Origin of the sequence: Nonomuraea sp. NPDC050394, assembly GCF_044459065.1 — a bacterium.
Classification (GTDB): Bacteria; Actinomycetota; Actinomycetes; order Streptosporangiales; family Streptosporangiaceae; genus Nonomuraea.
The window spans coordinates 118083-143994 of sequence record NZ_JBITIO010000018.1 but is presented as its reverse complement, the minus strand read 5'-3'; the positions used below and the strand labels follow the sequence as shown (position 1 = coordinate 143994).

The 25912-nt window shown below is 71.0% G+C and carries 18 protein-coding genes; 7 read left to right on the top strand and 11 right to left on the bottom strand.

Going from position 1 to position 25912, the window contains the following annotated elements:
* The first annotated feature begins 108 nt into the window (after positions 1-108).
* A complete protein-coding gene (locus ACIBKY_RS46300; protein WP_397107536.1) occupies positions 109-1224 on the top strand; it encodes an acyltransferase in 1116 nt (371 codons plus the stop codon).
* Here the strand turns inward: ACIBKY_RS46300 and ACIBKY_RS46295 are convergent.
* Positions 1205-1795, bottom strand: a complete 591-nt coding sequence (locus tag ACIBKY_RS46295) for a DinB family protein (RefSeq protein ID WP_397107534.1) — start codon at positions 1793-1795, stop codon at positions 1205-1207. The two genes, ACIBKY_RS46300 and ACIBKY_RS46295, sit on opposite strands and share 20 nt — an antisense overlap.
* A gap of 316 nt (positions 1796-2111) precedes the next feature.
* On the opposite strand from ACIBKY_RS46295, the gene ACIBKY_RS46290 reads away from it, so the two are divergent.
* Complete coding sequence (locus ACIBKY_RS46290) at positions 2112-2492, top strand: hypothetical protein (RefSeq protein ID WP_397107532.1); 381 nt, start codon at positions 2112-2114, stop codon at positions 2490-2492.
* 242 nt (positions 2493-2734) lie between these two features.
* Here ACIBKY_RS46290 and ACIBKY_RS46285 read toward each other — a convergent pair whose 3' ends face one another.
* Together ACIBKY_RS46285 and ACIBKY_RS46280 are read right to left on the bottom strand one after the other, a co-directional pair.
* Positions 2735-3715, bottom strand: a complete 981-nt coding sequence (locus tag ACIBKY_RS46285) for a CU044_5270 family protein (protein ID WP_397107531.1) — start codon at positions 3713-3715, stop codon at positions 2735-2737.
* Complete coding sequence (locus tag ACIBKY_RS46280; protein ID WP_397107529.1) at positions 3708-4298, bottom strand: RNA polymerase sigma factor; 591 nt, start codon at positions 4296-4298, stop codon at positions 3708-3710. The genes ACIBKY_RS46285 and ACIBKY_RS46280 overlap by 8 nt, the downstream gene beginning before the upstream one ends.
* A gap of 282 nt (positions 4299-4580) precedes the next feature.
* Between ACIBKY_RS46280 and ACIBKY_RS46275 the strand changes: the two genes are divergently transcribed.
* Together ACIBKY_RS46275 and ACIBKY_RS46270 are read left to right on the top strand one after the other, a co-directional pair.
* Complete coding sequence (locus ACIBKY_RS46275) at positions 4581-5345, top strand: SDR family oxidoreductase (protein ID WP_397107527.1); 765 nt, start codon at positions 4581-4583, stop codon at positions 5343-5345.
* A 75-nt stretch (positions 5346-5420) separates the two neighbouring features.
* Complete coding sequence (locus tag ACIBKY_RS46270) at positions 5421-6107, top strand: hypothetical protein (protein ID WP_397107525.1); 687 nt, start codon at positions 5421-5423, stop codon at positions 6105-6107.
* 261 nt (positions 6108-6368) lie between these two features.
* On the opposite strand, the gene ACIBKY_RS46265 is transcribed toward ACIBKY_RS46270, so the two are convergent.
* Together ACIBKY_RS46265 and ACIBKY_RS46260 are read right to left on the bottom strand one after the other, a co-directional pair.
* Positions 6369-8132: an alpha/beta fold hydrolase gene (locus ACIBKY_RS46265; RefSeq protein WP_397107523.1), complete on the bottom strand. Its 1764-nt coding sequence runs from the start codon at positions 8130-8132 to the stop codon at positions 6369-6371.
* Between the two features lie 831 nt (positions 8133-8963).
* Positions 8964-9164: a hypothetical protein gene (locus tag ACIBKY_RS46260; RefSeq protein WP_397107521.1), complete on the bottom strand. Its 201-nt coding sequence runs from the start codon at positions 9162-9164 to the stop codon at positions 8964-8966.
* A gap of 132 nt (positions 9165-9296) precedes the next feature.
* On the opposite strand from ACIBKY_RS46260, the gene ACIBKY_RS46255 reads away from it, so the two are divergent.
* The 3 genes from ACIBKY_RS46255 (at position 9297) to ACIBKY_RS46245 (ending at position 12015) form a co-directional block, all read left to right on the top strand.
* Complete coding sequence (locus tag ACIBKY_RS46255; protein ID WP_397107519.1) at positions 9297-10295, top strand: hypothetical protein; 999 nt, start codon at positions 9297-9299, stop codon at positions 10293-10295.
* 141 nt (positions 10296-10436) lie between these two features.
* Positions 10437-10859, top strand: coding sequence for a transposase (locus tag ACIBKY_RS46250; protein ID WP_397107517.1), 423 nt, complete (start codon positions 10437-10439; stop codon positions 10857-10859).
* Between the two features lie 280 nt (positions 10860-11139).
* Positions 11140-12015, top strand: a complete 876-nt coding sequence (locus ACIBKY_RS46245) for a hypothetical protein (protein ID WP_397107515.1) — start codon at positions 11140-11142, stop codon at positions 12013-12015.
* A gap of 543 nt (positions 12016-12558) precedes the next feature.
* Here the strand turns inward: ACIBKY_RS46245 and ACIBKY_RS46240 are convergent.
* Genes ACIBKY_RS46240 through ACIBKY_RS46215 form a run of 6 tightly spaced genes read right to left on the bottom strand, consistent with a single transcriptional unit; the run spans position 12559 to position 25875 of the window.
* The gene (locus tag ACIBKY_RS46240) at positions 12559-12939 is read right to left on the bottom strand and encodes a CU044_2847 family protein (protein WP_397107513.1); all 381 of its coding nucleotides are present in this window, start codon (positions 12937-12939) and stop codon (positions 12559-12561) included.
* Positions 12940-12954: 15 nt separating this feature from the next.
* Positions 12955-13719, bottom strand: a complete 765-nt coding sequence (locus ACIBKY_RS46235; protein ID WP_397107511.1) for a hypothetical protein — start codon at positions 13717-13719, stop codon at positions 12955-12957.
* A 5-nt stretch (positions 13720-13724) separates the two neighbouring features.
* Positions 13725-18488 (bottom strand): amino acid adenylation domain-containing protein, encoded by a 4764-nt coding sequence (locus ACIBKY_RS46230; RefSeq protein WP_397107509.1) that lies wholly within the window; start codon positions 18486-18488, stop codon positions 13725-13727.
* Positions 18478-18672, bottom strand: coding sequence for a hypothetical protein (locus ACIBKY_RS46225; protein ID WP_397107507.1), 195 nt, complete (start codon positions 18670-18672; stop codon positions 18478-18480). The genes ACIBKY_RS46230 and ACIBKY_RS46225 overlap by 11 nt, the downstream gene beginning before the upstream one ends.
* A 7-nt stretch (positions 18673-18679) precedes the next feature.
* Positions 18680-20323, bottom strand: coding sequence for a hypothetical protein (locus ACIBKY_RS46220; protein WP_397107505.1), 1644 nt, complete (start codon positions 20321-20323; stop codon positions 18680-18682).
* On the bottom strand, positions 20320-25875 hold the full coding sequence (locus ACIBKY_RS46215; RefSeq protein ID WP_397107503.1) for an amino acid adenylation domain-containing protein: 5556 nt from the start codon (positions 25873-25875) through the stop codon (positions 20320-20322). The genes ACIBKY_RS46220 and ACIBKY_RS46215 overlap by 4 nt, the downstream gene beginning before the upstream one ends.
* Positions 25876-25912 lie beyond the last annotated feature (37 nt).

Here is a 25912-nt window from a genome sequence, read left to right as displayed (position 1 = left end):
GATCGATGAAACCACGCGGGCGGCGCCGGCGGTATGGGTGCAAGCCCCCACCCCGGCCGGGAGCCAGGCCCGTTACCCGCGCCTGGTTCCGTTCCTAGCGTGGCGGCCATGACCGTCACCGCCGTACGACTGCACTACCTTGACCGCGTCCGGGTACTGCTGACCGTGCTCGTCGTCCTTCATCATGTCGCCCTGACCTACGGGAGCTTCGCCCTGTGGTACTACCACGAGCCGAGCATGGGAAGGCCGTCGCCGCCGGGTGAGTGGGACCGGCTGCTGGACCTGTTCCTCCTGCTCAACCAGACGTACTTCATGGGGCTGTTCTTCCTGATCTCCGCCTATCTGATGCCCGGCTCCCACGACCGCAAGGGCGGGCGGCGCTTCCTCGCCGATCGCGCGATCAGGCTCGGAATCCCCCTGATCCTGCTGGTCTTCGCCGTCATTCCGCTCGCCAAGCTGCCGCTGTACCGCTGGGAGAACGCCCGCGCCCCGCTCCCCTATCCCGACTTCTACCTCCGCGAGCTCGAGCAGGGCCCCGGCTGGTTCCTGGTGACCCTGATGGTCTTCGTGACGGCCTACGCCGCCATCCGGGCCCTTCGCCCGGCACCTCGCCCGCAGCCGGCCACACCGCTGGGGGCACGCACCCTGATCGGATTCGCCGCGCTCCTCGCGGCACTCGGCGTCGCCTGGCGCCTGCTGCCCCTTGAACGCGTCCCCCTCGTGCAGTTCCCGGTGCCGGACTACCTGCCGCAATACGTCTGCATGTTCACCGCCGGGATACTCGCCCACCGGCGCGGATGGCTGACGGCCATCCCGGCACGGGCGAGCGGCTGGGGGTTCTGCGCCGCGGCCGTGGCGGCCGTGACACTGCTGCCCGTCGCGCTGGCGGGCGCGGACATCTCCGGCGAACAGCCGCTCCTCGCACAGGTGGCGCACGGGCTCTTCGACGGCGTCTACTGCGTGGGCATGTCCCTGGGGATCCTCGGGCTGTTCAGCCGCAGATTCACGGCGGAGCCGACCCCCCTCGGCCGCTTCCTGTCCGCCAACGCCTACGCCGTCTACGTCCTGCACTCCGGCGTGCTCGTCATGGTGTCCGTCGCGCTGTCCGGCCTTCCCGCCGGAGCGCTGGCCAAGTTCGCCCTCGCCGCGGCCCTCTCCCTGCCCTTGTGCTGGGTGGTGGCAGCCGCCGTTCGCGCGGCGCCGATCAGCCGGCGCGTGCTCTGAGAGCGGCCGCCCTGGCGGCCCGTTCGATCGTCGCGCAGTAGGCCGCACGGGCTTCCTCGTCGATCAGCTTCTCGTGTTCCGGGCGCACCCCGGTCCGGCCGTCGAGGCTCTCACGCAGGATGTCGGCGTGGCCGGCATGCCGGTTGGTCTCGCCGAGGACATGGACCATGATGGCGAACAGGTTCGTGTTGGGAGAGGGCTCCGGCCACCACGGCACGTGGCCCGGGGCGTCGAGGGGAAGCCCGTCGATCGTCGCGTCCGCGTGTTCCCACGTACGCCGGTAGAACCCGATGATCTGATCGCGGGTCTCGTCCGCGCTCGCCCACAGGTCGCTGCCGTCGGAGTCCTGCCACCGGGGCAGCGGTTCCGGGGAGGGGCGGTCGAAGACCTCGCCGAAGTACCTGGCCTCGACGCTGGCCACGTGTTTGACCAGGCCGAGGAGGTTGGTCCCGGTCGCTGTCAAAGGCCGGCGCGCGTCGTACTCGGACAGGCCGTCAAGTTTCCAGAGCAGCGCCTTACGATCCCGCCGCAGTCTCCCGTGCAGGTTGTCCTTCGCGAAATCGTCGATCATGGGTCCCGATTCTGCCAGGCCGCACCGGTGGGCCCAGGCGCCGTACCGTATCTGGGTTGCGTGATGATCGACACGACGATGCGGATCTCCCACGCCAAGGCCACCAGACGCGACCAAGAGGAGCCGTCATGACGAACACCGGCGAGGGTGGCCGGGCTCTGGTAGTTGGCCTCGGCGTCGCGGGGACCGCCACCGCGCAGGCCGCCCGCAGCCACGTCGCAGCCCTTCCAGCGCGGGCCGATGAATGGTATTCGGGTCATCCGGGGGTGGTTCACGGCCGAAGTAGGGGTGTCAACTCCTCGACAGGAAGATGAACATGACCGAGACACTCACGAAGATGCCCGTGTCCACCCCGCTCACCACCGAGGACGCGCAGCGCATCGTGGACCAGATCTGCGCGGACGACGAACTGGCCTGGCAGGTGGCGGCCGAACTCGACCGTGATCCCCGGCTCCTGCTCGCCCGGCTGTTCAAGCTCAACCCCGCCCAGCAGGGTGGGTTGCTCCGGATCAAACTGGAGCGCGCTCGGTCCACCTTCGCCATTGTCGCCCGCGCGCTGCGCGAGGGCGATCCCGTGGTCGTGCGCGTCAACCAGGCCGCCGCGGTCACCTCGGCGTTCAAGTGCTCCATCAGCGCCTCGATGGAGATGAGCCTGACCGGCGGTGGAACCGTCACCGTTGAGGCTTCCATCTCCTAGCAGCGGATTTCCCGCGCTGACCTTCGGCTGAGCGACTCGTACCCGGGCGGCTGGCACCGGGCACGAGCACCGAAGGGCCGCGACGGTGCTGAGGGTGAGACAACCGCACGGAACTGCGTACGGTCTACCGCTCGTCCCTGCTCTCATCCTCAGCACCGTCGCGGCCGGCACGTGGGCGTCGAACCTGGCGTCCGCATGCACCGGCTCGACCGCGACTTCTTCGCCCGCCGTGCGAGGAGCGCTCAGCCCCGCAGGCCCGGACGGTCGACGATCACCGATGCCAGCAGGGCCGTGCTCCACACCGCTCCCTTGCGGGCGACGGGTTCCGGCATGTCGGGGTGCATCTCATCGCGCAGCCAAACGGTTCGCCTGCCCAGGTAGCGGTAGGTGGCAGAGTCCAGAATGTCGTATCGGCGGTACGGCTGCGCGTCGCCGGGCCCCTCCAACCAGACGCCCAGCCCGCTACGACCGGCGGCGTCGCTCACACCCTGCTCGATCCGGACGCCGGGGATGAGCGCGAGAGCACGGAACATGGCAGCCTCCAGCCGCGGTGGCATCGAGCCGTACCTGCTCAGATAGAGCATGATCACGTGGTACGCCCGGATGTCGTCAGGCGTGACGCTGTCGGGCACCCCCTCTTCACGGGCTCCCTTGATCCAGTGGCGGTCGCCCGTGACCTTGGCCAGGAGCTTCTTCGGGTCGGTCGGCAGTTCGCGGAGTTTGGCGTCGTACTGCTGCGGCGTCAGGTCGTCGTCGTCCGCATCCAGGGGGTTTTCTTCGGGGCCGACGTGCAGTCGTCCGTCTTCATCGAAGCCGGCGGCCTGCATTCCGTCATAGCGCTGCCACCCCTCACTGGGCTCGGCCGTGTCCGAGTTCGGCTGCTTGTCCAGGGTCTTGGTGTAGTGCCACTGCGTCGGCAGCGGAACCGGGGCGCTCTCGCGCCTGCCCGCCACCTCGGCGGCACGGGCCAGCACCAGCGTGGAGTCAAACTGCACGACCGTGGCCGGAGTCGCCGGCTCCTGAGCGGGAGGCTGCGGCCGAAGGGTCACCACCGCGACCGTGATCGCGGCCCCCATCGCCCCAACCGCGAGCAGCCGGCGTCCCAGTGCCCTCCCTCGCCCCCGTATCCGCGTCAGCAGCCGCCGCCGCTCCGGGATGATCCACTCCGCGCCTGGTTCGGGTACGTCGGCGCGCCATTCGCGCAACGATCGCAGCTCATCCATCCGAAGACTCCTTTCGCGCCATCGCCGGGTTGGATCCGCCGAGTGCCTGGCGTGTCCTGGTCCGGGCCCGGTTCAGGCGGGATCTGACGGTGCCGATCGGGATGTCCAGCGCGCGGGCCACGTCCTCATAGGACATGTCGGCCCAGGCCACGAGTAACAACGCCTCACGGTCCCCGGGTGACAGCTCCATCAGAGCCTCCGCGAGCCCGGCCTGTTGCGCGGCCACCCAGTCGTCGACGCGTTCGGCGTACGGCTCGGCGATCTCGTCGACCCCGCTGCGGACCAGGGCCCGGTAGAACCGGATCTCCACTCTGCGATGCCGGCTGACGAGCCGGGCGGCGATGCCGTACAGCCAGGGACGCGCGTCAGGATGGCTGAGGTCGTAGCGGCCGCGACGCCGGAACGCGGTCAGAAACGTGTCGGAGACGATGTCGTCGGCCAGGGCAGGGCCCAGCCGCCGGGCAACGTAGCGCCGTAACGCGGGTGCGTGCCTGGTGAACAGATCGGCGAAGGCCTCCGGATCGTGCTCCGAGCGTCGTATCAGCTCGGCGTCGTCGGCCTTGCCGGTTTCTTCGGCGATCACATGCTGCTCCCGTCCTCATGCGCCGGTTCTCCCGCTTTCGCCCGGACGGCCAGCGTAAGTTCGCGCTTTGACAGGTGATCTGCGTCACTTCACGAGCGTCTCCGGAAACCGGACGCCAACACGCTCTGGGGCCCTGAGCCTGACCGGCATCCGTGCCGGCCCGGCGGCGCACCTGGGCGGCCGGTGGGGCACGTCACATCGCCGGTCTGTCACACGGATCACGCGGTCGGCGTCTCTTGGACGTCAGGGCGCCGAGCGCCTCGTCCATCGAAGGAGCCGAGCATGGCCGAACAGAAATATCAGAAGATCGCGCTGGTCACCGGTGCGAACAAGGGGATCGGGCGGGCGGCTGCCGAGCGGCTGGCCGTACTGGGGATGACGGTTCTGATCGGCGCCAGGGACCGGCGGCGCGGCGAGGAGACGGCGGCGGCGCTGCGCGCGACGGGCGCCGACGTGTCCGCGATCGTCCTGGACGTCACCGACCAGGCCACAGTCCGGGCGGCCGCCGAGCGGATCGAGGCGGACTTCGGCCGCCTCGACGTGCTGATCAACAACGCCGGCATCACCGGCTCCGGGCAGACCTCCCCCATGGACGCCACCGACCAGATCCCCAGCGCGGTCGACCTGGACATGGTGCGAGCGGTGTTCGAGACCAACGTGTTCGGGGTGATCGCGGTGACCAACGCCATGCTGCCGCTGCTGCGACGGTCACCGGAGCCGCGCATCGTCAACGTCAGCAGCCACGCCGCGTCGCTCACCCTCACCAGCGACCCGGACGGGCCCCTGGCCGGCCTGCTGCCGTCGGCCGCGTACACGCCGTCGAAGTCCGCGCTGAGCGCGCTGACCATTCAATACGCCAACGAACTTCGCAAGGATCACATCCTGGTCAACGCCGTCGCCCCTGGCTACGTCGACACCGACAGCAACAACCACACCGGCCACCTGACCCCCGCGCAGGGCGCCGCCGTCCTGGTCCGCCTCGCCACGCTCGGCGCGGATGGGCCGAGCGGCGGGTTCTTCAGCGAGGAGGGCCCCTTGCCCTGGTGACCATGCCCTCCCGGCGAAGTGACGGCGCGCACGGCCGTACTTCGGCACCCGGTGTTCCTGGATAGGGTCATGCGCATGCGATCGAGTTATCTCGCCTGGGACGACGCGGTGAGCCTGTTCGAGCGGCGCGGGCTGCCGAAGGAGGCGTACGAGAACCTCTATGAGGAGGAGTACATCCTGGTGCCGGGCCCCGCCGCGGTCACCGGCGAACTGCCCCTCGACGAGCACGAGCGGACCCCGTGGCGCGACGACACGCCCGAGGCCGCCACCGGGTACGTGGTGGACGGCGACCTCGTCGTCGACGGGAACGTGATCGACGTGGACTACGGCGACGCCGCGCTGATCGTCCTCGGCGACCTGCGGGCCAGGGACGTCTACCTGGCCGGTGACACGAAGCTGATCGTGAGCGGCGACGTGATCGCCGAGACCTTCGTCGGCGACATGACCGGCAACCTGGTGATGATCCACGGAGACCTGCGCGCCACCGTCTCGATCTTCTGGAACGAGTTCTGCCCCGACCTGATCGCCGGCACCCTCCACGGCAGGACCGTCGTCCCCTCCTACCTCGACCTGTCCACCGCCGACATCGGCGCTCTGGCCGACCCGGCCCCCGGCCGCCCGCTCGGCGACCTCGTCGTGCCCGAACTCCTGGTCACCGGCGACCCCGGCTCCGACGACCTCCACGAAGCCGGCATCCGGGGTGACGTCCTGCGCGAACGCCTGCTGGGCGGCCTGCCGCTCACCACGGGTCAGGGCGTGTAGGCGGTACGTCCCCGGTGGACGGCGGCGCGACCACGGGACGATCTCCTCCGTGTCGCGATCTCCCCTGGTCGTGGTCGCTGCCTTCGGCCTCGACCAACGGGCCGCCGAGCACCGAGCAGCGGGCTCCACACAACCCTTCATCGCAGTTGCACGATGAGCGGCGCGGGTAAGGGATCTTCAGAGACCCTGAAGAATGCCGGGAAGCCACGGTCATTCCTCAGTGGGCGAGCGGTAGCGCTCGCCCACCAGCTGGTGTGCGGCCTACTCGAAGGGGATGCCGTCGAAGGTGCCTGACACAGATCGCCGAGTGGAGAACGCCGTCCAGGACAGCGTCACCTCGTGAGTGCGTCCGCCGGTCTCGGCCGTGAGGGTGGCGGTGGCGCGGCCGTCCGGGGTAAGGGTGATCGGGCCGCTGACCTGAAGGTCGCGCACGAGCCGTACTCCATCGAGCGTGATGTCCTGACCGAAGGTGATCTGGCCGCCACGCAGTCCCGGCTCGTTCGTCCGCCCGAAGTGGTAGAAGGCCTGCGGGTTGCGACGGGCAGTGGCGTCGGCGGCGGTGGCGAAGGCGGCCGCGAGGATCCGCCGCCGGCTCGGGCTGAGCGTGCGGGCCGGGTGCGGTGCCACGTCCTTGAGCCTTTGCGGGAACGCGCCGACGGCGCGGTAGTTCTCGCCGGTGCATTTCTGGTCGACCACCCGCTTCGTGGTCAGGAAGGTACGCAGCATGCCGCGTACGCAGTCACCCAACGGCGACGGGAGAAAGGACTGCGCGTGAATCCCGAACGGAATCCGGATGACGGTCGCGTTCGGAAAGACCCGAAGCGAACGCTCCACCTCGGCGGGACGGTTGACGTCGAAGTCCCCTGCCACCACCAGGATGGGTACGTCGGGCAGCGCCTGTCCGGGCGGGCGCGGCGGGCTGTGTCGCGGGGTCGGCCAGTTGATGCACCACTCCAGGCTGGCGACCGCCTCGGGGTGGTGGAAGTCGGTGGGCCGGTAGGGCGCCAGCGGGCGTTCCCGCTCGTAGTACTGCTCGGCCTGCGCTAGTCGCTCGGCCGGCGACGCCAGCCGGTCGAAGGGGAAGGAACCGTCGCCACAGCGAAAGGCGAGATGCCCCGCGAGCCATGGAGGGTTGAACGGCGGGCTGGTTTTGGGGGTCAGCCGGGCCAGACGGCGTAGCGGGGCCGGGTCACCGTTGAGGTAGGCGTGCGCGGCTGCGACAACCTCACGGCCGAGCACCGCTTCGGCCGGCTCACGCAGGGTGAGTGCCTGGTGCAGCGTCACCTCCGGGTCGGGCTGCCTGCGCAGCAGGTTCACCAGTCTCGTCCAGGCGTCGGAGGCCTTGCCGGGCAGCGCGTCGCATACCTTCGATCGCTCGCAGACGAGGTCGAGGTAGTCGAGCCGGGCGTCGAATCCCTGCTCGGCGTACCCGTCGGGACCGATGACCATGGAGCTGTCCAGGAAGATGGCGTCCAGGCTGCTGGGATAACGGGCCGCATACGCCTGGGCGTAGAGGGTGCCGTAGGAATTGCCGAAGTAGCTCATCCTTCCCACGCCGAGCGCTCGCCGTACCGCGTCGAGGTCGTGGGAGGCCTGGTCGGCGGTGAAGTACGCGCCGCGCGGCCCCACGCTCTTGGCGCAGGCGGCGACGGTCGCCGGCTTGAAGGGGTCAGCGCCCGGGCACAGCAGCGGAGAGGACCTTCCCAGCCCGCGCGGATCCATGACCAGGAGGTTCTTCCGGTCAAGGACGGGCCCGAGTACTTGCTGGATCGTGGATGTCTCCGGCAGGGCCGGTTGGGGCCCGCCGCGATTGGCCGCCACCGTGCCGTCGGCGTCCTTGGCCGGAATGAAGGTGAAGGCTACGGATATGCGGTCGGAGGACGGGCTCTCCCAATCGAGGGGGACCTCGATGGTGCCGTCGCAGCGTGTGGTCGCGGTCGCGCACTCATGCAGGTTGGCCGGAGGGGTGGGGGTGCCGGGCAACAGGGCCGCTGCGAGAACGAACCCCAATGTCTTGGCGATCATGCTCCCCAGCCTCCCTGCCCTTCCTCCGGGTTTCCTCCGCACCAAGAAGGGTTGGGTTGTGGGAGCCTGCTCCCAGAGCCGTCTGAGACCGTGGGCTGATCTCTACGACGTCATCGACGTGATCCCCGCCGACCGGCCCGTGCCGGCATGCGGCCCCCGAGCCGTTCCCAGCCGCCGCGCCAGGGCTGGTCGTGTCCGGCGACGGCGGACGCGTAGATCCCCATACCCCGCTCGGTCTCGAACGGGTCGGACAGCACGTCCCTGCGGACGCCACCCAAGACCGACACCGGTGACCTGGAAGGTCTGCCGGCGTGGTTCGGCGACGCTCAGCTCGATCACCGGCCGTTCGTCGTGCTGCACGGATGAGCCTTACCTGAGCTCATAGATCAGAAACGTGTCCTTGCTTGGTTACCCTTCGCCACGAGGCACCATCCCAGCGGCTGAGGGCGGCCCCCGCGTAGCCATCCGTACCACCGCTCTCGGCGACCCACACCTCATCGCGGCTCGTGATGGCGACCGAGGTCGCCTGGTAGCTGCTTCGCCACGGCCGTGTCACCCACCGGCCCGCGACCAGTTGCCAGGGACCGTTCGCATCGAACCGGCACAGATCGTCGCAGTGGGCGAGGTGGCCAGTGTCCCGAAATCCCTGCTCAGGCCTTTGGGCGGTACGGCAGGCCGCCAGGAAGCGCCATCCCACCGCAGGAGAGCGGGCCCGCTCCGGGCAAGGGCAGTGGCACCGGTGGAGCCACCCTTCACGTGCACGGCCCTGGGCCGGGCACTGCCAGCCGGCCGCGACGATCGTGATGTCGAGGTGGCTCGGGGTGGGACAGGTCAGCCGACGCGGGTCAGGCCGGCCGGGCAGAATCCGCGGGAGCCCTGCAGCGCGCTTGCGCGATCTCCCAGACATGTCGTCTCCGGGGTGGTGCGCTGGTGCTGGTCGTGGGAGACGGCCGGCGCGTCCATCACCGTGGCCAAGGCGTACGCCAGCATCGGTTTGCCCGGCCTCCTGGTGCCCATCAACACCACTGCCACGGCCATGCCGTACAGGCCGGCGCGCTCATGTCGCAGGTATGTCGGGCCAGGAGGCAATCGCCGTCATGTCGGGCCGCTTCGAACCAAACGTCGTGCTCGCCTGTCTGATGAGGTGAACGAGGAGGGTATCGGATGAGAATCATGGCTACCGCGTTCGCGGCCATCGCGATCACATTGAGCGGAGTGCAGGTGCCGGCGGGCGCCCAGTCGGTCGAGACGCGGTTATGGACCAAGCTGGCGGGCACGGCGGGAAAGGTCGATGACAGGGCGGGAACGGTCAAGCTGGCCTCGTACTCCCTGATCTTCGATGCCGGCCAGCAATATCACGGGTATCTGCGCATGGGCGGCAGGTTCGTCAAGACGCGCTACCGCGAGGCGCTGGTGGCCCCGGGGCAGAGGTGGGTGGCCGGGATTCCCGACCCCAGGCTTTGGCTTCCACAGCAGAAGATCGACCTGATCGACCGGAAGAACGGGCGCACGCACCCGGTACGGCTGCCCGCGCCCGCGACCTCGCCCGAATGGTCACCGGACGGCCGGACGCTCCTGCTCACCGCGTACGACAAGCACCGGGACGGCAGCCTGACGATCATCGGCTTCATCACGATGAACGTGGCCGACCGCGTACCCCGCCTGGTCAAGGCCGGGCCGCGCCACCGGGTCGCGAACTGGTCCATCGGGCGGGAGTTCCGCTTCTACTTCGCGGGCACGTCCAGGCAGGTGCTGGCCGTTCACGGCAAGAACCGCATCAGCCTGTACGGGATGAACGGGAAGCCGCGCAAGGTGTACAAGAACGTGGGCGGTCTCGCCGAATGGACCGCGGCGACGGTCTTCTCTCCCTCGGGGCGGTTGTTCGCCACAGTGCTGCGTACGAACGACAAGGGGTCTCAGATCGGGATCGTCGAGGCGTCGACCGGGAAGATCCTTCACCGGACGGGCCAGGACATCGACGCCTTCGCCGGCTGGTACGACGACGAGCACATCATCGTGCGCAGGTTCCAGGGGCGGAACCAGGTCGTCTTCCAGCGCGCCGACCTCTCGGGCAAAGCGGACCTCGACCTGATCAGAGAGAGGCTGATCGTCGGCGTCGCCGACTACGCGCCGCATCTCGAGCGGGTCAACTTCGTGCGCTGACCCTGTCGTCCTCGGTGAACGCGGAGCATCGCCTATCCGCCGCGGCGTCGCGTCCAAGCAGGCCACTACGATCGGCAGCGTCTTGTCCCAGACCGGGATCACGACCCGAAAGGCCGGCCAAGCACACCACAACGTGGTCTGATGACCACCAACCACCGGGCCCCTGCCCCTTGTCCCAACGCAGCACAGGCCAGGCTCAGGATGAAGCTTTCCCTTGATCGTTGGCACCTGGAAACTGGGACATGTGAGCCCAGAGGAAGCAGAACCAGGAGTAAACGCTACTCCGAGGAGTTCAAGTGTGACGCCGTCGAGCCGGCCCGGTCTTCGGACCGGACGGTGTCCGAGGTCGCGCGTGAGCTGGGGATCAGCCCGGAGAGCCTGCGGAACTGGGTGAAACACGACCGACGTGCCGAGACGGATACCTCAAGTGGCCACAGCACGGAGACAATCTCGGCAGCTGAGCGGGAAGAACTGCGGAGGCGGCGGAAACTCGCCACCGAGCAGGCCAAAATGCCCGAAGTCGACACGTGTAGGCCCCAGCCGGACTTTCGCCGAACGGCCTGACGCCGCAGCACCGCCACCTCGTGCAACACCCTGGCCTCTGCGTCCTTCGACTGGTCAGAGCCGTCATGACTGGGCCTGAGGCGGTGTACGACTCCAGCACCTCGATCTGCCGCAGTAACGGGCACCCAGGTCAGAAGGATTCCCCATCGTGGGCTTCTATGTGCGCACCAGCCTCAGGGCTGGACCGTTCCGATTCACCCTCAGCCACGGCGGGATGGCCGTCTCGACCGCCATCCCGGGCCTTCGAGCAGGAATGGGCCCCCGCGGCAACGTCGTGCGCATGGGACGCGGAGCGGTCTCCTACCGGACCGTCGCGCCCGGCCGTGACGTGGTCATGCATGATGTCGTCAGCCTGATCCCGGCCCAGCCGAGTGACGTCGTCCAGCAGTTGCAGAAGGCCGCCGGGCGCCGGCCGTACTGGCCGTTCGCTCTGGCCACCGTGCTCGTCGCGGGGCTGATGACAGGACGCTTCGGCCTGGTCATCATCGCCGTCGGGCTGCCTTTCGTGCTCTGGGTGGCGTTACGCGACCGAGCGGCTCGCGCGGTGGTCGTCATGTACGACGTGACCGACGAGGCCGCTGCACGCTTCGACCACCTCGTCAACGCGATCACCGGCCTCCAGCGAACCCACGGCTTCTGGCTGATCACCGCATCCGGCGCGGTCGCCAGCACCTACCAGTTCAAGGTGAACGCAGGCGCCTCCAACCTGCTGCGCAGGATGAACGCCACGGCCCTGCTGGCAGGGCCACGGATCCTCATCACCAACGTCGCCGTCCCGACCCTCACCGCGGGCAGCCTGTCGGTGCACTTCCTTCCCGACCGCGTCCTGATCCGGGACGGCCGGCACATCGCCGACCTCGCCTACCAGCACCTCCACGTCGGCGTGGAACGCTCCCGCTTCATCGAAACGGGCCCGGTACCACGCGACGGCACGGTCGTGGACTCCACCTGGCGCTACGTCAACGTCAAGGGCGGCCCCGACCACCGCTTCAAGAACAACGCCCGCCTGCCCATCCTCCTGTACGGCAGACTCATCCTCCGCAGCCACAACGGCCTCAACCTTGTCTGGGACGCCTCCCAAGTTCCCCTCGTCCGGGCCGTGGCGAACGCACTCCACGAGTCCATCGCCGCTCGACCACCTGTGATCCACTCTTGAGGTGGCCTACTCCATCACCGGGCGTGCCCGGCGGGCGGCTGTCCCCGCGCTCCGATAACACCACGGTGGGTGAAGTGAGTCGTCTGCACGACGTCGCCGGGCGGCAACCGCGAGCGAGTGGAAGTGTTCGGCCACAACCGCCCGATTTCGAGCGCCCTCAACCACGCTAACGATCGCTTCCTCCACGGCGTGGAGGATCTCCCACGTCTTGGAGGCGGCGATCGTGTAGCCCAGGCGCGCCACTCCGCCTTGGATTCTTCTATGACCCCAGGTCGGGTTCTCCCCGCGCCCTCCGAACAATCAGTGCCTTGGCGGCGCCGCCTGTCTGTGAAGGTCCATGTATGCGCTACCAGATAGTGGTGCCAGCGCCGGGGCGACCGGGAGCACCTCCGCCCACCGGCGATCGCGGCCACCATCCCGATCACGCAGCAGAACCCCAGCTCACAGCGCGGAACCGGGTTTCCGAGCGGCACAAGATACAGCAGGCGAACCAGCGCAGGCCGCGATCTTGCCCGCGTGGCCTCTGGAGGTCGGGGGCGCGGATCAGGCGCCATCCGACGAAGTATGAAGCGGAACAGGTCCGGCAGCCGTGATCTCTTCGGTGCCCGTGGCCGCGGTCCACTTGAGCGTCACGGAGAGGTTGGCCTCGGCGCTGGTGTTGGCGATGACGACACCCGCCTGGGTGGCGAGCTTGACGGCGAACCCCACGGTCACCTCGTCCGGCGGGCGGGCCATGTCGCTCATGCGCCGTACCACGGAGTCCGCGGCCGAGCGCAGACGGGTCATGGCGGACTCGAACGTCTCGGTGGCCGTGCCCGCCACGTCGCGCAGCCGCCCCGCCTGGACGGTTCCTGCCCGAACCTCCACGCTCTCCACGATGAGGCTCTCACCGTTGGCCAGCGGAATCTCGACGTACTCCTTCACCCTGTGGGGTCCTCTCTAGGTCGCGCCAATGCGCAGTGTCCACGTCACTTCGCCGGAGGCCGGCACGACACCGGCTTCTCCGGGTCCGGCGTTGGCCAGCGTGGCCCGATGCCCGATCATGGGCTCGACGCCGGTCGAGCGGTAAGGGCCGGAGCCGGGCCAGCCGCCCAGGTTGCGCCACAGCATGAGGCCGCAGGGTTGATCCTTAACCTCGAGCGTCATCGTCAACCGGCTGTCGCCGTCCACGACCTCGGTGGCGGTGACGTCCGGGACGCGCACGCCCATCACGGAGCCGTCGCTCGGGCCGAACCGGCTCACGTCGATGTCACCGAGGTACGGCCAGCCGCAGGATTCGGATCTGTCCGGCAGATCAACGATCATCGGGATGCCCCCGGGCAGTTCCACCCCGGCGCGGTCGGACAGGTCCAGAAGGGCATGGGCGGCCCAGATGAACCTGTGTCCGGAGGCGGCTCGGAGACGGTAGGCGGCCGTCAGCTGACCGGCCGTGACCGTGACGCTCCTGCTGAGCTCGAAGTCGGAGCCCGTGACGCGCATCGTGTCGCCGTCCTCCTGCCAGGCCCGCGACCACACCTCGCCATGATCGGGTACGCCTCCGATCGTGGGATAGCACTCCTCCAGGCCACCGGCGTCGACGAAGGGGTCGCCGGGTGAGACCTCGTCCCGGGCCACGCCGGGCCGTCGCCACAGCCATTCCTTTCCGTCCGGGCCGATCAATGACACCCATCGGCCGCCGTGCCGGCTGTCGATCTCCACCCGCATCGGGGTCACTCCATCCCTTCGTCTGCGCGCTGCTCGATGATGTCACGAAGGACCGCGTCTTCCACGTGTGCCGCGAAATCGCGCAGTACCGGAGTGGCGAACAGGCTGCTCACCGGCAGGTCCGTACCGAATGTCGTGTTCACCCGGGAGATGAGCCGGGTCGCGGCGATGCTGTGTCCGCCGGCCGCGAAGAAGTGGCTGTCGGCCGTCACCGGAATGTCGAGTAGTGCCCGCCACAGCCGGGCCACCGCCTCCTCCGCCGCGGTCATGGGGGGCTTCGTGCCGGCCCCGGGTGTGGGATCCGGCAGCGCCGGCCAGTTGACCTTGCCGTTGGGCAGGAGGGGTACCGCGTCGATGAGGGTGATCATCGAGGGGACGAGATAGCCGGGCAATCTGTTCCCGAGGAAGTCGCGGAGCTGGGCTTCGGTGACCTGGCCGGCCGGCACGACCCACGCGAGGAGCCGCGATCCGCCCGACGGGTCCGGCCGTGGTCCGGCGACGGCCCGCCGTACCGCGGGATGGGTGTGAAGCGCCGCCTCCACTTCTCCGGGCTCGATCCGGTGCCCGCGGATCTTGAGCTGGCGGTCGGTCCTGCCGTGATATTCGATGGCGCCGTCGAGACGCCGGCAGGCCACATCACCCGTGCGGTACAGGCGAGCGCCCGGCACGAACGGATCGGGAACGAAGCGTCCGGCGGTCAGAACCGGATCACCGTAATAGCCCCGAGCCAAACCCGCACCACCGATGTACAACTCACCCGGCGTCCCGGGCGGCACCGGACGCAAATCCCCATCCAGGAGCAGGACCCGGGTGTTGGCGATCGGACGCCCGATGGTGACGGGCTCGTGCGGGACGCAGTCCGCCGCGGTGGAGTACGTGGTGGTCTCGGTGGGGGCGTAGAGGTTGGTGATACGGCGGCCGGGCAGCGTACCGGCGATCCGTTCGACGAGGCCGGCGCTCAGCGGTTCGCCCGCGACGTTCACGCGCAGGAGCCCGGGAAGCGGGGGCGCGTCGTCGAGCAGCGCGCCCAGGGCGCTGGGCACCGTGTTGAGCAGGGTGATTCTGCCCGCGGCCGGGCTGTCTCGCAGGGCGAGCACGTCGTCGAGGAGCTCGACCGAGCCCCCGGCCGACAGCGGCGTGAAGATCTCGAACACGGACAGGTCAAAGCATACGGAGGTGCAGGCGGCCACGCGGGCCAGTTCCTCGCCGGTAAAGGCGCGGCGACCCCACGTCACGAGGTTGAGCATGCCGCGGTGGGTGATCGCGACGCCTTTCGGCACGCCCGTTGAGCCCGAGGTGAACAGCAGGTAGGCGAGGTCGTCCTGGTGTGGCCGCGCGATCGGGTGCGCCGGCTCCGGCGCGCTGATCGCCAGTGCGCGCAGATCCATCACCGTCGTGCTGGGCGGGACGGCCACGACGCTGCCCGTCTTGTCGTCGGTCAGCAGGATGGACGGCTCCGCCAGCGCGAGCATGGCGTTCAGCCGCGTGAGCGGGTAGGCGGGATCCAGCGGCAGGTAGCAGGCGCCGGACTTGAGCACCCCCAGGAGAGCGACGACCAGGTCGGGTGTCCTCGGCAGGCAGACGGCCACGACGGTTCCCGGCCCCGCCCCTCGGGCGGCGAGATGACCCGCTATGGCGTCGGAGGCGGTGCGCAGCCGCGCGTGGGACACCGTCCGATCGCCACAGCGGATCGCGGTGCCCTCATGGCCGTGGAGCAGATCCGGCACGGTGCCGTCGGGGAGTTCGGCCCCTGTGTCGTTTCCGCCGGTCACGGCGTGGTGGTATTCGGCCGCGGGCATGACGGGCAGCTCCCGCAGGGGCACGTCGGGCCGGTCGACCGCGCCGCTGAGCACCGTCTCCAGCCGATCGGCGAGCCGGTCGGCGGTGACGGGGTCGATCAGGTCGCTCCGGTATTCGAGACGCGCGCGCACCGTGCCGCCACGGCGGCGAAGCGAGAGCCACAGGTCGAATTTCGCCGCGGGCGGCTCGACGTCACGCAGCCGCGCCCGCACGCCACCGAACGTCCACGACTCCGGCGGCTCCTCCACCCAGTCGCAGGCCACCTGTACCAGCGGGGCATGCGCCGTGTCTCGCTCCGGCGCGAGGACCTCGACCAGGGACCCGAAGGGCACCTCCGCGTGGTCGAGCGCTTCCAGCACGCCGGCCCGGACCCGGCGGAGGAACTGGGAGAAGGGCTCCTCCGGATCGAGGTGGATGGGCACCGGCAGGAGATTGGCGAACAACCCGACCGCGTCGTCGTGCTCCGGTCCGGTACGGCCGGCGGCGATCGTGCCGATCAGCATGGACTCCTGCCCGCCCGAGCGCCACATCAGCAGCGACCATGCGGCCAGCGCCACCATGAACGGTGTCGCCCGCGTCGTGTCCGCCAGCGCCGTCATCGCGCAGACGAGCCGGTCCGGCAGGGTGCGCCAGACCACGCCGCCATGATCGGTCTGTACCTGGGGACGGGTGACCGGGAGCTGCAGGGTATCCGGCACGGTACGCAACCGCGCCACCCAGGCCGGGGACGGCGGGGCAAGCTCGGCGTCGCCGGATGCCGGCGCGGGGGGAAGCGGATGTCCGTCGAAAGCGGTCGTCAGGTCGCGGAGGAACACGCTCACCGACGCGTCGTCCGTGACGATGTGGTGCATCGCGAACCAGGCTCTGCCCCCGTCCGGCCGTACGGCGACGCGGAGCAGGGGGTCTGCGGCGAGGTCAGTGGGACGGCCGGCCCAGGGCAGCTCCGCCACGTCGTCCACGGCGAACTCGAAGGCAGGGCCGGGGCGGACGAACGCCCGAGGCTCTCCGCCCTCATCCATGAAGCCGGTGCGCAGGACGTCGTGGCGCGACACCACCCGTGCCACGGCCCTGCGCAATCTCGCGGCGTCGATCGGTTTCTCGAAGTCAAGGGCGAAGGCGATCGTGTACGCGCTGCTGTGCGGACGCAGCCGGTCCAGGAACCACAGGCTTCGCTGCGCCGGGGTCACCCGCCGTGCCGTGGCCGGACCCGGTGGGTGAGCGGGGGCGGCGGCCGGTGGGCGCGCCGATCTCTCGATCCAGGCCGTCAGCGCGGCGACGGTGCGGTGCTCGAACACCTCTTCCACGCGCAGCTCCGCCGCCACCCGCCGGCGCAACCGCGCCGTGACCCGGACGACGTGCATGCTGTGGGCGCCGGCGGCGAAAACGTCGTCCTCGCGGCCCAGAGTGCCGACACCGAGAACCTGCCGCCACGTCTCGGTCACCGCGCGCTCCAGGTCCCTCCCGTCGCCGGGCGTATCGACGACGGCCGGAGCGGCAGGGAGCGGCGGAAGCGCCCTGCGGTCGATCTTGCCATTGGGCAGGGCGGGCAGTTCGGCGAGCGTCACGTACCGCAGGACCGTCAGCGGCTCGGGCAGCATCCGCGCCAGGTGAGCGGCCAGGCTTTCCGCGTCGGGCGGTACGGCGGCGCGCGGCACCACGTACCCCACCAGGACCGGTTCCCCGTTCTGCTCGTGCGCCTGTACGGCGGCGCCACGCAGGTCCGGGTGAGCCCGCAGGGCCAGCTCGATCTCGTCGAGTTCGACGCGGTGCCCGCGGATCTTGAGCTGGCGGTCGGTTCTGCCGTGATATTCGATGGCGCCGTCGAGACGCCGGCAGGCCACATCACCCGTGCGGTACAGGCGAGCGCCCGGCACGAACGGATCGGGAACGAAGCGTCCGGCGGTCAGAACCGGATCACCGTAATAGCCCCGAGCCAAACCCGCACCACCGATGTACAACTCACCCGGCGTCCCGGGCGGCACCGGACGCAAATCCCCATCCAGGAGCAGGACCCGGGTGTTGGCGATCGGACGCCCGACAGGCACGCGCGCGAGTCCGCCCAGATCCTCGGGGACGTCTGCCATCAGGGAGGTCATCGCACACTCGGTGAGCCCGTACTGGTGAACGATGCGCACCTGCCGCCCCCACCGGCGACGTGCCCGCTCCACGAGTTCGGCGGGGAGCGTCTCGCTGATGATCACGACCAGGCGCAGGTGTCCCGGGGGCGTGTCCAGGTCGAGAAGAGCCGACAGGACTTGCGGCAGGCAGGACAGCAGGCAGGTGACCGTGCCCTCGGCCAGCCGCCGGGCCACGGCCTGCACGGCCTGCGCGCCCTGGCCCTCCACCAGCTCCAGCGTCGCGCCGCTGGTCAGCGGCCCGAGAATGTCGCGTACGGCCGCGCTGTAGCCCACGTCGGCCAGTTGCAGCGCCACGTCACCGGGCCCGAGCCCCCACGCGGCGGCCACGTGCGTGAGCGTGTTGACCGCCGCCCGGTGCGGGACGGCGACCAGCTTCCGCCGTCCGCTCGTCCCCGAGGTGGGCAGCACATAGGCCAGGTTGCCGGGCCGTACGCGAGACACCGGGGCGACCGCGGGTTCTCCGGCAAATGCCGGATCGTCGACCAGAACGACCGGAACGGCGGTGTCCGGCGCGTAGGCCGACGCCGTGACGAGGAGGCGAGTCGGCAACGCCTCCTGCGGGGAAGCCGGATTCTGCGGCAGGTAGGCCATGCCCGCCTTGAGCACGGCAAGGACGGCCACGGGCAGGTCGAGCCCGCGCGGCAGGCGGATGCGGGCGACGGCGTCCGTCTGGGCGCCGGCCCGCAGCAGGCGGCCGGCCAGCCGGTTGGCGGCATCGGTCAGCTCGGCGTAGGTCAGCGTGCGCGCGCCCGCCCGGACGGCGACGCGGTCCGGGTCGGCGCCGACCAGATCGTGGAGTACCGCGCCCGTGCCGCGCGCGTCACCGTCCATCGTGCTCTCCGGCGGCAGGGATGCCGATCGCGCGGATGACGGCCGGCTCCTCGTCCCCGGCGAAGTCGACCACGCTCACGGCACCGCTGTCGAGCAGGGTCACGACACGATCGGCGACGTCCTCCCACGACGTCCCGGCGCTGCGGACGTTGACCCGCGCGACGATGAATTCGGCTGATGTCATGGGCACCTCACATCAACTGGGCGGTTACGTGATGGGCCAGCAGTTCGGTCACGCTCGCGAGACGCACGCCCCCGGTGACGGCGGCGACAGCCTGCAGATGGCCGGGCAGCAGGTCGTCGGGCACGTCGCCGAGGTCGAGCCAGATCGCGGGCAGGCAGGCGAGGCGGCGGGCGCGGGCCAGCCGGTAGCCGAAGGCACCGGGGTTACCGGGCGTGGCGCGCACGTGATGGACGTCGGCGCCGGCCAGCCCGTATTCGGCCGGCCGGTACGCGTTCCGCCACACGGGAAGGTCGAAACCGTACCCGGGGTCGTAGTTCACGCCGTGGCGCGGATTGTGGGCCTCACCCTGGGGCGCCAGCACGAGCCGCACGCCTCGTTCATACAGCGTCGCCGGTGACGCGTGCACGGGCGGCACCCTGTCCAGCAGAAGGAGCCGCGGATCGTCATGGGTATGGGGCACGCCGGGCAGTTCCCGTTCGGCGATCTTCCGCCGCTCGGAGGTGGTCCCGGCGCTGATGATCAGGAACGCGTCCGGTCCGGGCGGCGGTGGCTCCAGGAGGTCCAGCAGTCCTTCGGCGAGCCGCTCGGGCGCCGGTCGTCGTGCCTCGGGCCACGGCGGACGAGGCGGGGCGGCCAGGCCCGCCCTGGTCAGCTGGTACAGCGTGGCCACGTCGTCGCAGGCGGCCAGCCCTACCTGGGGCAGCGACCGGGCGACCAGCTCGGCCGTGGCCCGCTGGTCCTCGGCCCAGGAGAAGTTCGGCACGAGGACGGTCGCGGCCGGTCCCGACAAGGTCTCGCGCAGGACGTTGCTCCCCGGCCTGATCACGGCCACGCGCGCCGCGTGCAGCAGCGCCGGCAGTTGCGGGACGAACGGCACGTACGTCACGTTCGGCAGCTCCGCGGGTGGTGAACCGCGATAGTACGGCCCGGCCACCAGCACTACGCGTACCCGCACGCCGTCCTCCAGCAGCCGCGCGGCCACCTCGGTCATCGAGGAGAACAACCGCTCGGGGAACGCCTGGGTGGTCACGTCACCCCCCGCGCCCGCGCTCACCACCACCAGCGGCAGGCCGTCCGGGGAGAACCGTGCGGCGGCCGCCGCGACGCCCGTGGCCTCCGGCAGGGCGAAGACCGGGGCGTGGAAGCGAACGCGGCCGGAGTGGCGGAGCATCGTCCGGGTCGCCCGGGTCAGCTCAGCGGACTGGAGCAGGGCCGTCTCCTCCCGGGCGACGAGGATCCTGTCGTAGTGGCGCAGCAACCCGTCCTGGCGCAGGCGTTCCAGGTAGGCGCCCCTGGTCATGCCACTCATCACCAGGGCTTTCGGGACATCGCGAAAGGGTGCCAGAAACAGGTGGCGGGGATCGGGATAGGTGTCCTCGACCAGCAGCGACGGCGCCAGCCGGGCGCCGAGCGCGCGCAACAGGTCCAGGTAGGCGGCCTCCATCGCGTCGTTGGGCAGCCGCTCCAGCACCGGCAGATTCACCGCGGGCAGTGGCGTGCGGCGCAGCAGTTCGATGGGCCGGCCCTGGCTCATCAGCACCACGCGCACGGCCGGCGCGATCCGCGCGAGCGCCTCGGCGATCAGCAGCGTGCGCCGGGTGTGGCCCAGCCCGTGGCGGCCCTTGAAGCAGAAGAGCACCGTCGTGGTCATGGGCGGGCGGCCTCCGCGGGCGCCGCGCCGCGGGCGGCGGCGGCGAGGGTGCGTGCCCACCGGCGGCGTGGGGAGAATCCCCAGCGCCCGGCGGCCAGCGCACCGCTGAACCGCCGGTGTGTCGCGTACAGGCCGGACGGTTCGCCCTCTTCCATCGCGATCCGCAGTCCGCGCAGGCGGAGCAGTTCCATCGCCAGGGTCCGCCAGCCGAAGTGCCCGCCCACGGCGTTCACCGGCCCGTCGGGTGGCCGCCGCAGGCACTCGGCCACGAGCCAGGCAAGGTCTCGGGCGTCCACCCAGGCGTGTCCGCGCCGCGCGGGTGGCAGGACCAGCGGCCGGCCGGACCTGACCGCGTCCTCTACCGGTGCTCCCGCCGTCTGGCGCAGCTGCCACATGCAGTAGGGGTCCGGTGCCCAGACGAAGGGCGGACGCAGCTCGGCATGACCGGGACCGGTGGCGGCGAGCAGGGCTTCGCACGCCGCCTTGGCACGCGCGTACTCCGTCACATCCGGAGAAAGGGGGTGGTCTTCGGCAACCGCGGAGGGGCCGGGCGGACGGCCGTAAACGTCGGCGCTGCTGATGAAGACGAACGGGCGTCCCGATCGTCGTGCCGCGAGCGTCTCCATGGCCGCGAGGTCGACGTCGGGTTCGGTGAAGGTGCACGCGGCGTGCACGAGCGCGACCGCTCCGTCCGCCGCTTCGGCCAGGGTCGACGGGTCGGCCAGGTCCCCTTCCGCCACCTCGTCGGCGATCCGCAGGGCACGCGTGCGTGAGGACGGCCGGGAGAAAGCGCGTACGGCCATGCCGCGCCGCCGCAGCTCCGCCGTGACCGCCTGGCCCACCAGCCCGGTGGCGCCGGTCACCAGGACGACCGGGCCGTGCCCGCGGGCGGACGCGGGAAGCGGTGCCGTGGCGGCGCTCAGGGCGCGGGCCAGGGCCGCCACGGTCGGGTGCGCCATGAGCAGGCGGGACGTCACCGGACGCCCGGTCCGGGCCGACAGGGCGTCCGCGGCCCGGAGCGCCAGCAGTGAGTGGCCGCCGAGCTCGAAGAAGTCGTCGTCCCTGCCGACGGCGGTGACGCCGAGCACCGCGGCGTAGGTCTCCGAGACGATCGGCTCCAGCGGGGTGGGCGGGCCGGCCTGGACGGTACGCCTGCGGGAGGGCGGCGATGGCGAGCGGGGCACGACCGGGGCGAAGCCGGCGATTGGCCGGTGGGGATCGCGGCATGCGGCGGAGACGAGTTCGCCGTATCTGCCGGCCATGGCGGTCACCGTGGCGGTGTCGAGGACCTGAGTGGCGTACTCCCAGGAGATCGCCCAGCCAGCGGCGTCCGGCTCCGGGGCCATCATGACCGTCAGGTCCAGTTTGGCGGCGCCGTTGTGCACCCGATGTCCCAGGCCGATGCCGTCCATGCCGAACATCGTCCGGTAGAGAGGATTCCTGCTCGCGCCGGGCATGGCACCTATCTCGCGGACCACCTCGGCCAGGGGCAGCTCCTGATGGGTGTGGGCTTCCAGAACGGCTCGCCGTACCCGGCCGACCACCTCGGCGAAGGAAGGGCCGCCGGACAGGTCGCAGCGCAGCGCCACGGTGTTGACCAGCATCCCCACGGCGCCTTCGAGCTCTTCGAGGCGGCGGGCCGCCATGGGCACGCCCACGAGGAGGTCGTCCCCGGCGCCGCCGCGGCGCAGCTCCACGAGGAAGGCGGCGAGGAGCGTCATGAACGGCGTGGCGTGCAGTGAGCGGGCGAGATCGGCCACCGCCGGCGTGACCGAGGTCCGCACCACGTCGCCGCGGAAGTCGGGCCGTGGCGACGGAACCCGATCGTACGGCGGAGCGGTCACGGGCCGTGGCGCGGCGAGCCGCTCCCGCCAGTAGCCGCGCTGGCGCTCGAGCTCGGCGGAGGCCAGGCAGCGCCGCTGCCAGCGGGCGATCGCGCCGAAGCACGGTGCCGGCGGCAGGTCCGCCCCGTCGAGGAGCGCGGCCAGTTCGCGTTCCAGGAGGGCGAGCGACCACCCGTCGAGGGCGAGGTGGTGGGCGACGAGCGCCAGCAGCGCCGGCCCGTCCCGGTCGCGTGCCAGAAGCCAGCGGACCGGCGGAGCCTCGGCCGGCGCGAACGGCTCGCGCGCCGCGGTGGCCAGGAACGCCGGCAGCTCCGATGCGCGAACGCTCGTCTCGGTCAGGTCAGCGGACGGCGGTCCGTCGGCGACCTGTCGCGGTTCGCCGTCCACCATGGGATATCGGGTCCGCAGCACGCAATGCCGCCGGGTGAGCTCGTCCAGCGCGGCACGGAGCCGGAGCGTGGCGACGTGATCCGGCACCGGCAGGACGGCGTGCACGTGATAGGCCAGGCCCGCCTGAGGATCCTGGCAGAGCAACCAGACCTGGTGCTGGGCGACGGTGAGCGGCGCGGCCTCGTCGTGATCGTGACGGGCCGGGCCCACCGGGGGCACTTCCGCCGGTCCGAGGCCGTGCAGGGCCCGCGCGGTCGCGGCGACGGTCGGATGGTCGAGGAGCAACCGCAGGGGCACGTCCACGTCCAGGCGGGTCCGCAGACGGGCGGCGACGCGGGCGGCGAGCAGCGAGTGCCCGCCGAGGTCGAAGAAGTCCTCGTGCGCGTGGACCGGTGACCTGCCGAGAACCTCCTGCCACACCTCGCGGATCACCTGTTCGACCTCGCCGCGCGGACCGGTGTGAGCGAACCTCGCCGGGGCCGGGGCGGGTGCGGGCAGCGCGCGCCGGTCCAGCTTGCCGTTCGGAGTCAGCGGCAGGGCGTCGAGCACCACGAAGGTGCCGGGCACGAGGTGAGCGGGCAGCCGCTCGCGAAGAGCGGCCCGCAGCTCCGCGGTGGCCATGCCGGACTCCCCCACCACATAGCAGGTCAGCACCGGCTCTCCGGCCGGCCCGGCCACGGCGGTGACGGCCGCGTCTTCGATCCCCGGCAGCTCACGCACCGCGGCCTCGATCTCACCCGGCTCGATGCGCAGACCGCGGATCTTGAGCTGTTCGTCCAGCCTGCCGAGGTAGTGCAGCGTGCCGTCGTCTCGCAGGCGGGCCCGATCCCCGGTGCGGTACAGCCGCTCGCCGCGGGCATGGGGGTCGGGCGGAAACCGTTCGGCGGTCAGGCCGGGCCGGCCCCGGTACCCGCGGGCCAGCCCCGCTCCGGCCAGGCACAGCTCGCCGGGGTTGCCGGGCAGGACAGGCCGCAGATCGTGGTCCAGGACATACGCCCGGGTGCCGGGCAGCGGCCGGCCGATCGGCACCGGCTCGCCGGAGTGATCGAGCCGGTGGGCGGTGGTCCAGATCGTCGCCTCGGTCGGCCCGTAGACATTCCACGCGCTTTCCGCCATGCCCGCGATCCGCGGGGCCAGATCGGCGGGCAGCCGATCGCCGCCGCACAGCGCGACCCGCAGACCGGGGATCGGGCCCGGGCCGAGTACGCGCCAGGTCACGGGCGTCGCCTGGAGGATGGTGACACCGTGCGCCGCGGCGAGGGCACGGATCAGCTCGGGGTCCGCTGCCGCGCCGGAGGGCGCGAGCACCACCCGCCCGCCCCGGGTGAGCGGGAGGAACAGCTCCAGTGCCGCGATGTCGAAAGCGACGGTGGTGATCGCGAGGAGCGCGTCGTCCGGGCTCACGTCGATCAGCTCGCCCATCGCGTGCAGGATCGTGGCCAGCCCTTGGTGGGTGATCTCGACGCCCTTGGGCGGGCCGGTGGAGCCGGAGGTGTAGATCACATAGGCCAGGTGGCCCGGCCGGGCAGCCGCGGAGACCTCACCGGCGCCCTCGTCGCCCGGTGTCACGACCCGGACCCCGGCCGGGGCGTAGCCGGCGAGCTCAGGCGTCGTCAGGAGGATCCGCGCGCCGGCGTCGGCGAGCAGCGCCCGGGTGCGCGCCCGCGGGTGGTCCGGGTCGAGCGGCAGGTAGGGGCTGCCGGCGCGCAGCACGCCGAGCAGTCCGGTCACCAGGTCGCAGTCGCGGTTCATGAGCACACCGACGGGTATGCCGGGTCCGGCGCCCACATCCGCCAGCCGTCCGGCCAGAGCGCGTGAGCGGCTGGTCAGCTCCCCGTAGCTCAGCGCCCGCCGCCCATCCTCGACCGCCACGGCGTCCGGCCGGCGTCCGGCCCATCGGTCGATCGCCTCCAGGACGGAACCGGATGGGACCGGGGCGGCGGGCGGGGCGACCGGCCGGGGCGGCGGCGAAACCAGGCTGTGGAGGGCCTCGGCGAGGTCGCGCACCAGGCGGTGCCCGGTGCCGGGGGCGAAGAGACCGGTGGACGAGACGAGCCGCGCCTGCCATCCGCCGGCGGTGCGGTCGATCGACAGCCCCAGATCCACGCGGGCCGGGGCTATCGGCATCGGGATCGGCTCGGCTTGAAGGTCGCCGAACCGCCACGGCCGCGGCAGCTCACGCCGAAGGTCGAACGTTGCCTGGAAGAGCGGATGCCGTCCCGGCGGCCGTGGCGGGCGCACCGCCGCCACCAGCCGCTCGAATTCCAGTGCGGCATGGTCGAGCGCGCCGAGCAGCGCGTCGCGGGCGGCCGTCACCAGGTCGTCACGCGAGGCGACCGGGCCGCAACGCACCCGCAGCGGCACCAGGTTGACGAACGGCCCGACGACTTCCTCGGCGCCCGGCGTGTTCCGTTCATCCACCGCCGTTCCCACCACGATGTCGTCCTGGGCACTGTGCCGTCGCAAGACCGAGACCCAGGCCGCCAGCAGGACCGACGACAGCGGTGCCCCGTGCGCCAGGCCGAGCCCGGCGGCCGCGTCGATGAGCCCGGCGGGCAGGGGAAGGATGTCCACCGCGCCGCGCTGCGCGGAGTGTGGCAGGGGTCGCGCCCTGGCACAGTCGAGGTCGAGCGTGGCCGGGACGCCGGACAGGGTCTCCCGCCAGTACGCCAGGTCGCGCGCCCGTGTCCGTGCCGCCTGCCGTTCCGTCAGCTCCGCCAGGTCGGCATACCGGTGCGCGGGCGGGGACAGCGGCCGACCGGCGTACGCGCGGCCGAGATCGCGCATCAGGATGCCCATGGAGGCGGCGTCGCAGACCAGATGGTGAACCAGCAACAGGACGACGTGGTCCGCCGGTCCCACCGTGATCAGCTGGACGCGGACGTTGGATCCGGTCGCGGGGTCCAGGGGCCTGCCGGCCAGGTCCGCCAGCGTCTCCTCCAGGGACGTGCCCGCGCCCAGGTCGGTCTCCTCCACCGGCACCGCCACGGACGGAAGCGTGCGGGCCTCGGGCACGCCGTCCCGCTCGGCGACGATGGTGCGCAGTTCCGCGTGCGCGGCGACCACGGATTCGGCGGCGTGGGCGAGCGCCCGCCGGTCAAGCCGGCCGCGCAGCCGTACGGCGAGGCTGACCGTGTTGATCGGCTTCCCCTCGTCGAGCCGGTCCATGACCCAGATGCGATGCTGTACGGCCGGCAGCCGGCGAGCGTCGGCGGGGCCGCGGCGCGGCGGTTCCCGGGGCGGAGAACCGGAGAGGCGATCGAGCAGGGCCCGCTCGATCTCGGGAGGAAGATTGTGCCGGGCGTTGGCGCTGCTCATCGCCTGACCTGATGGAAGGCGAACCTCTCTCCCGCAG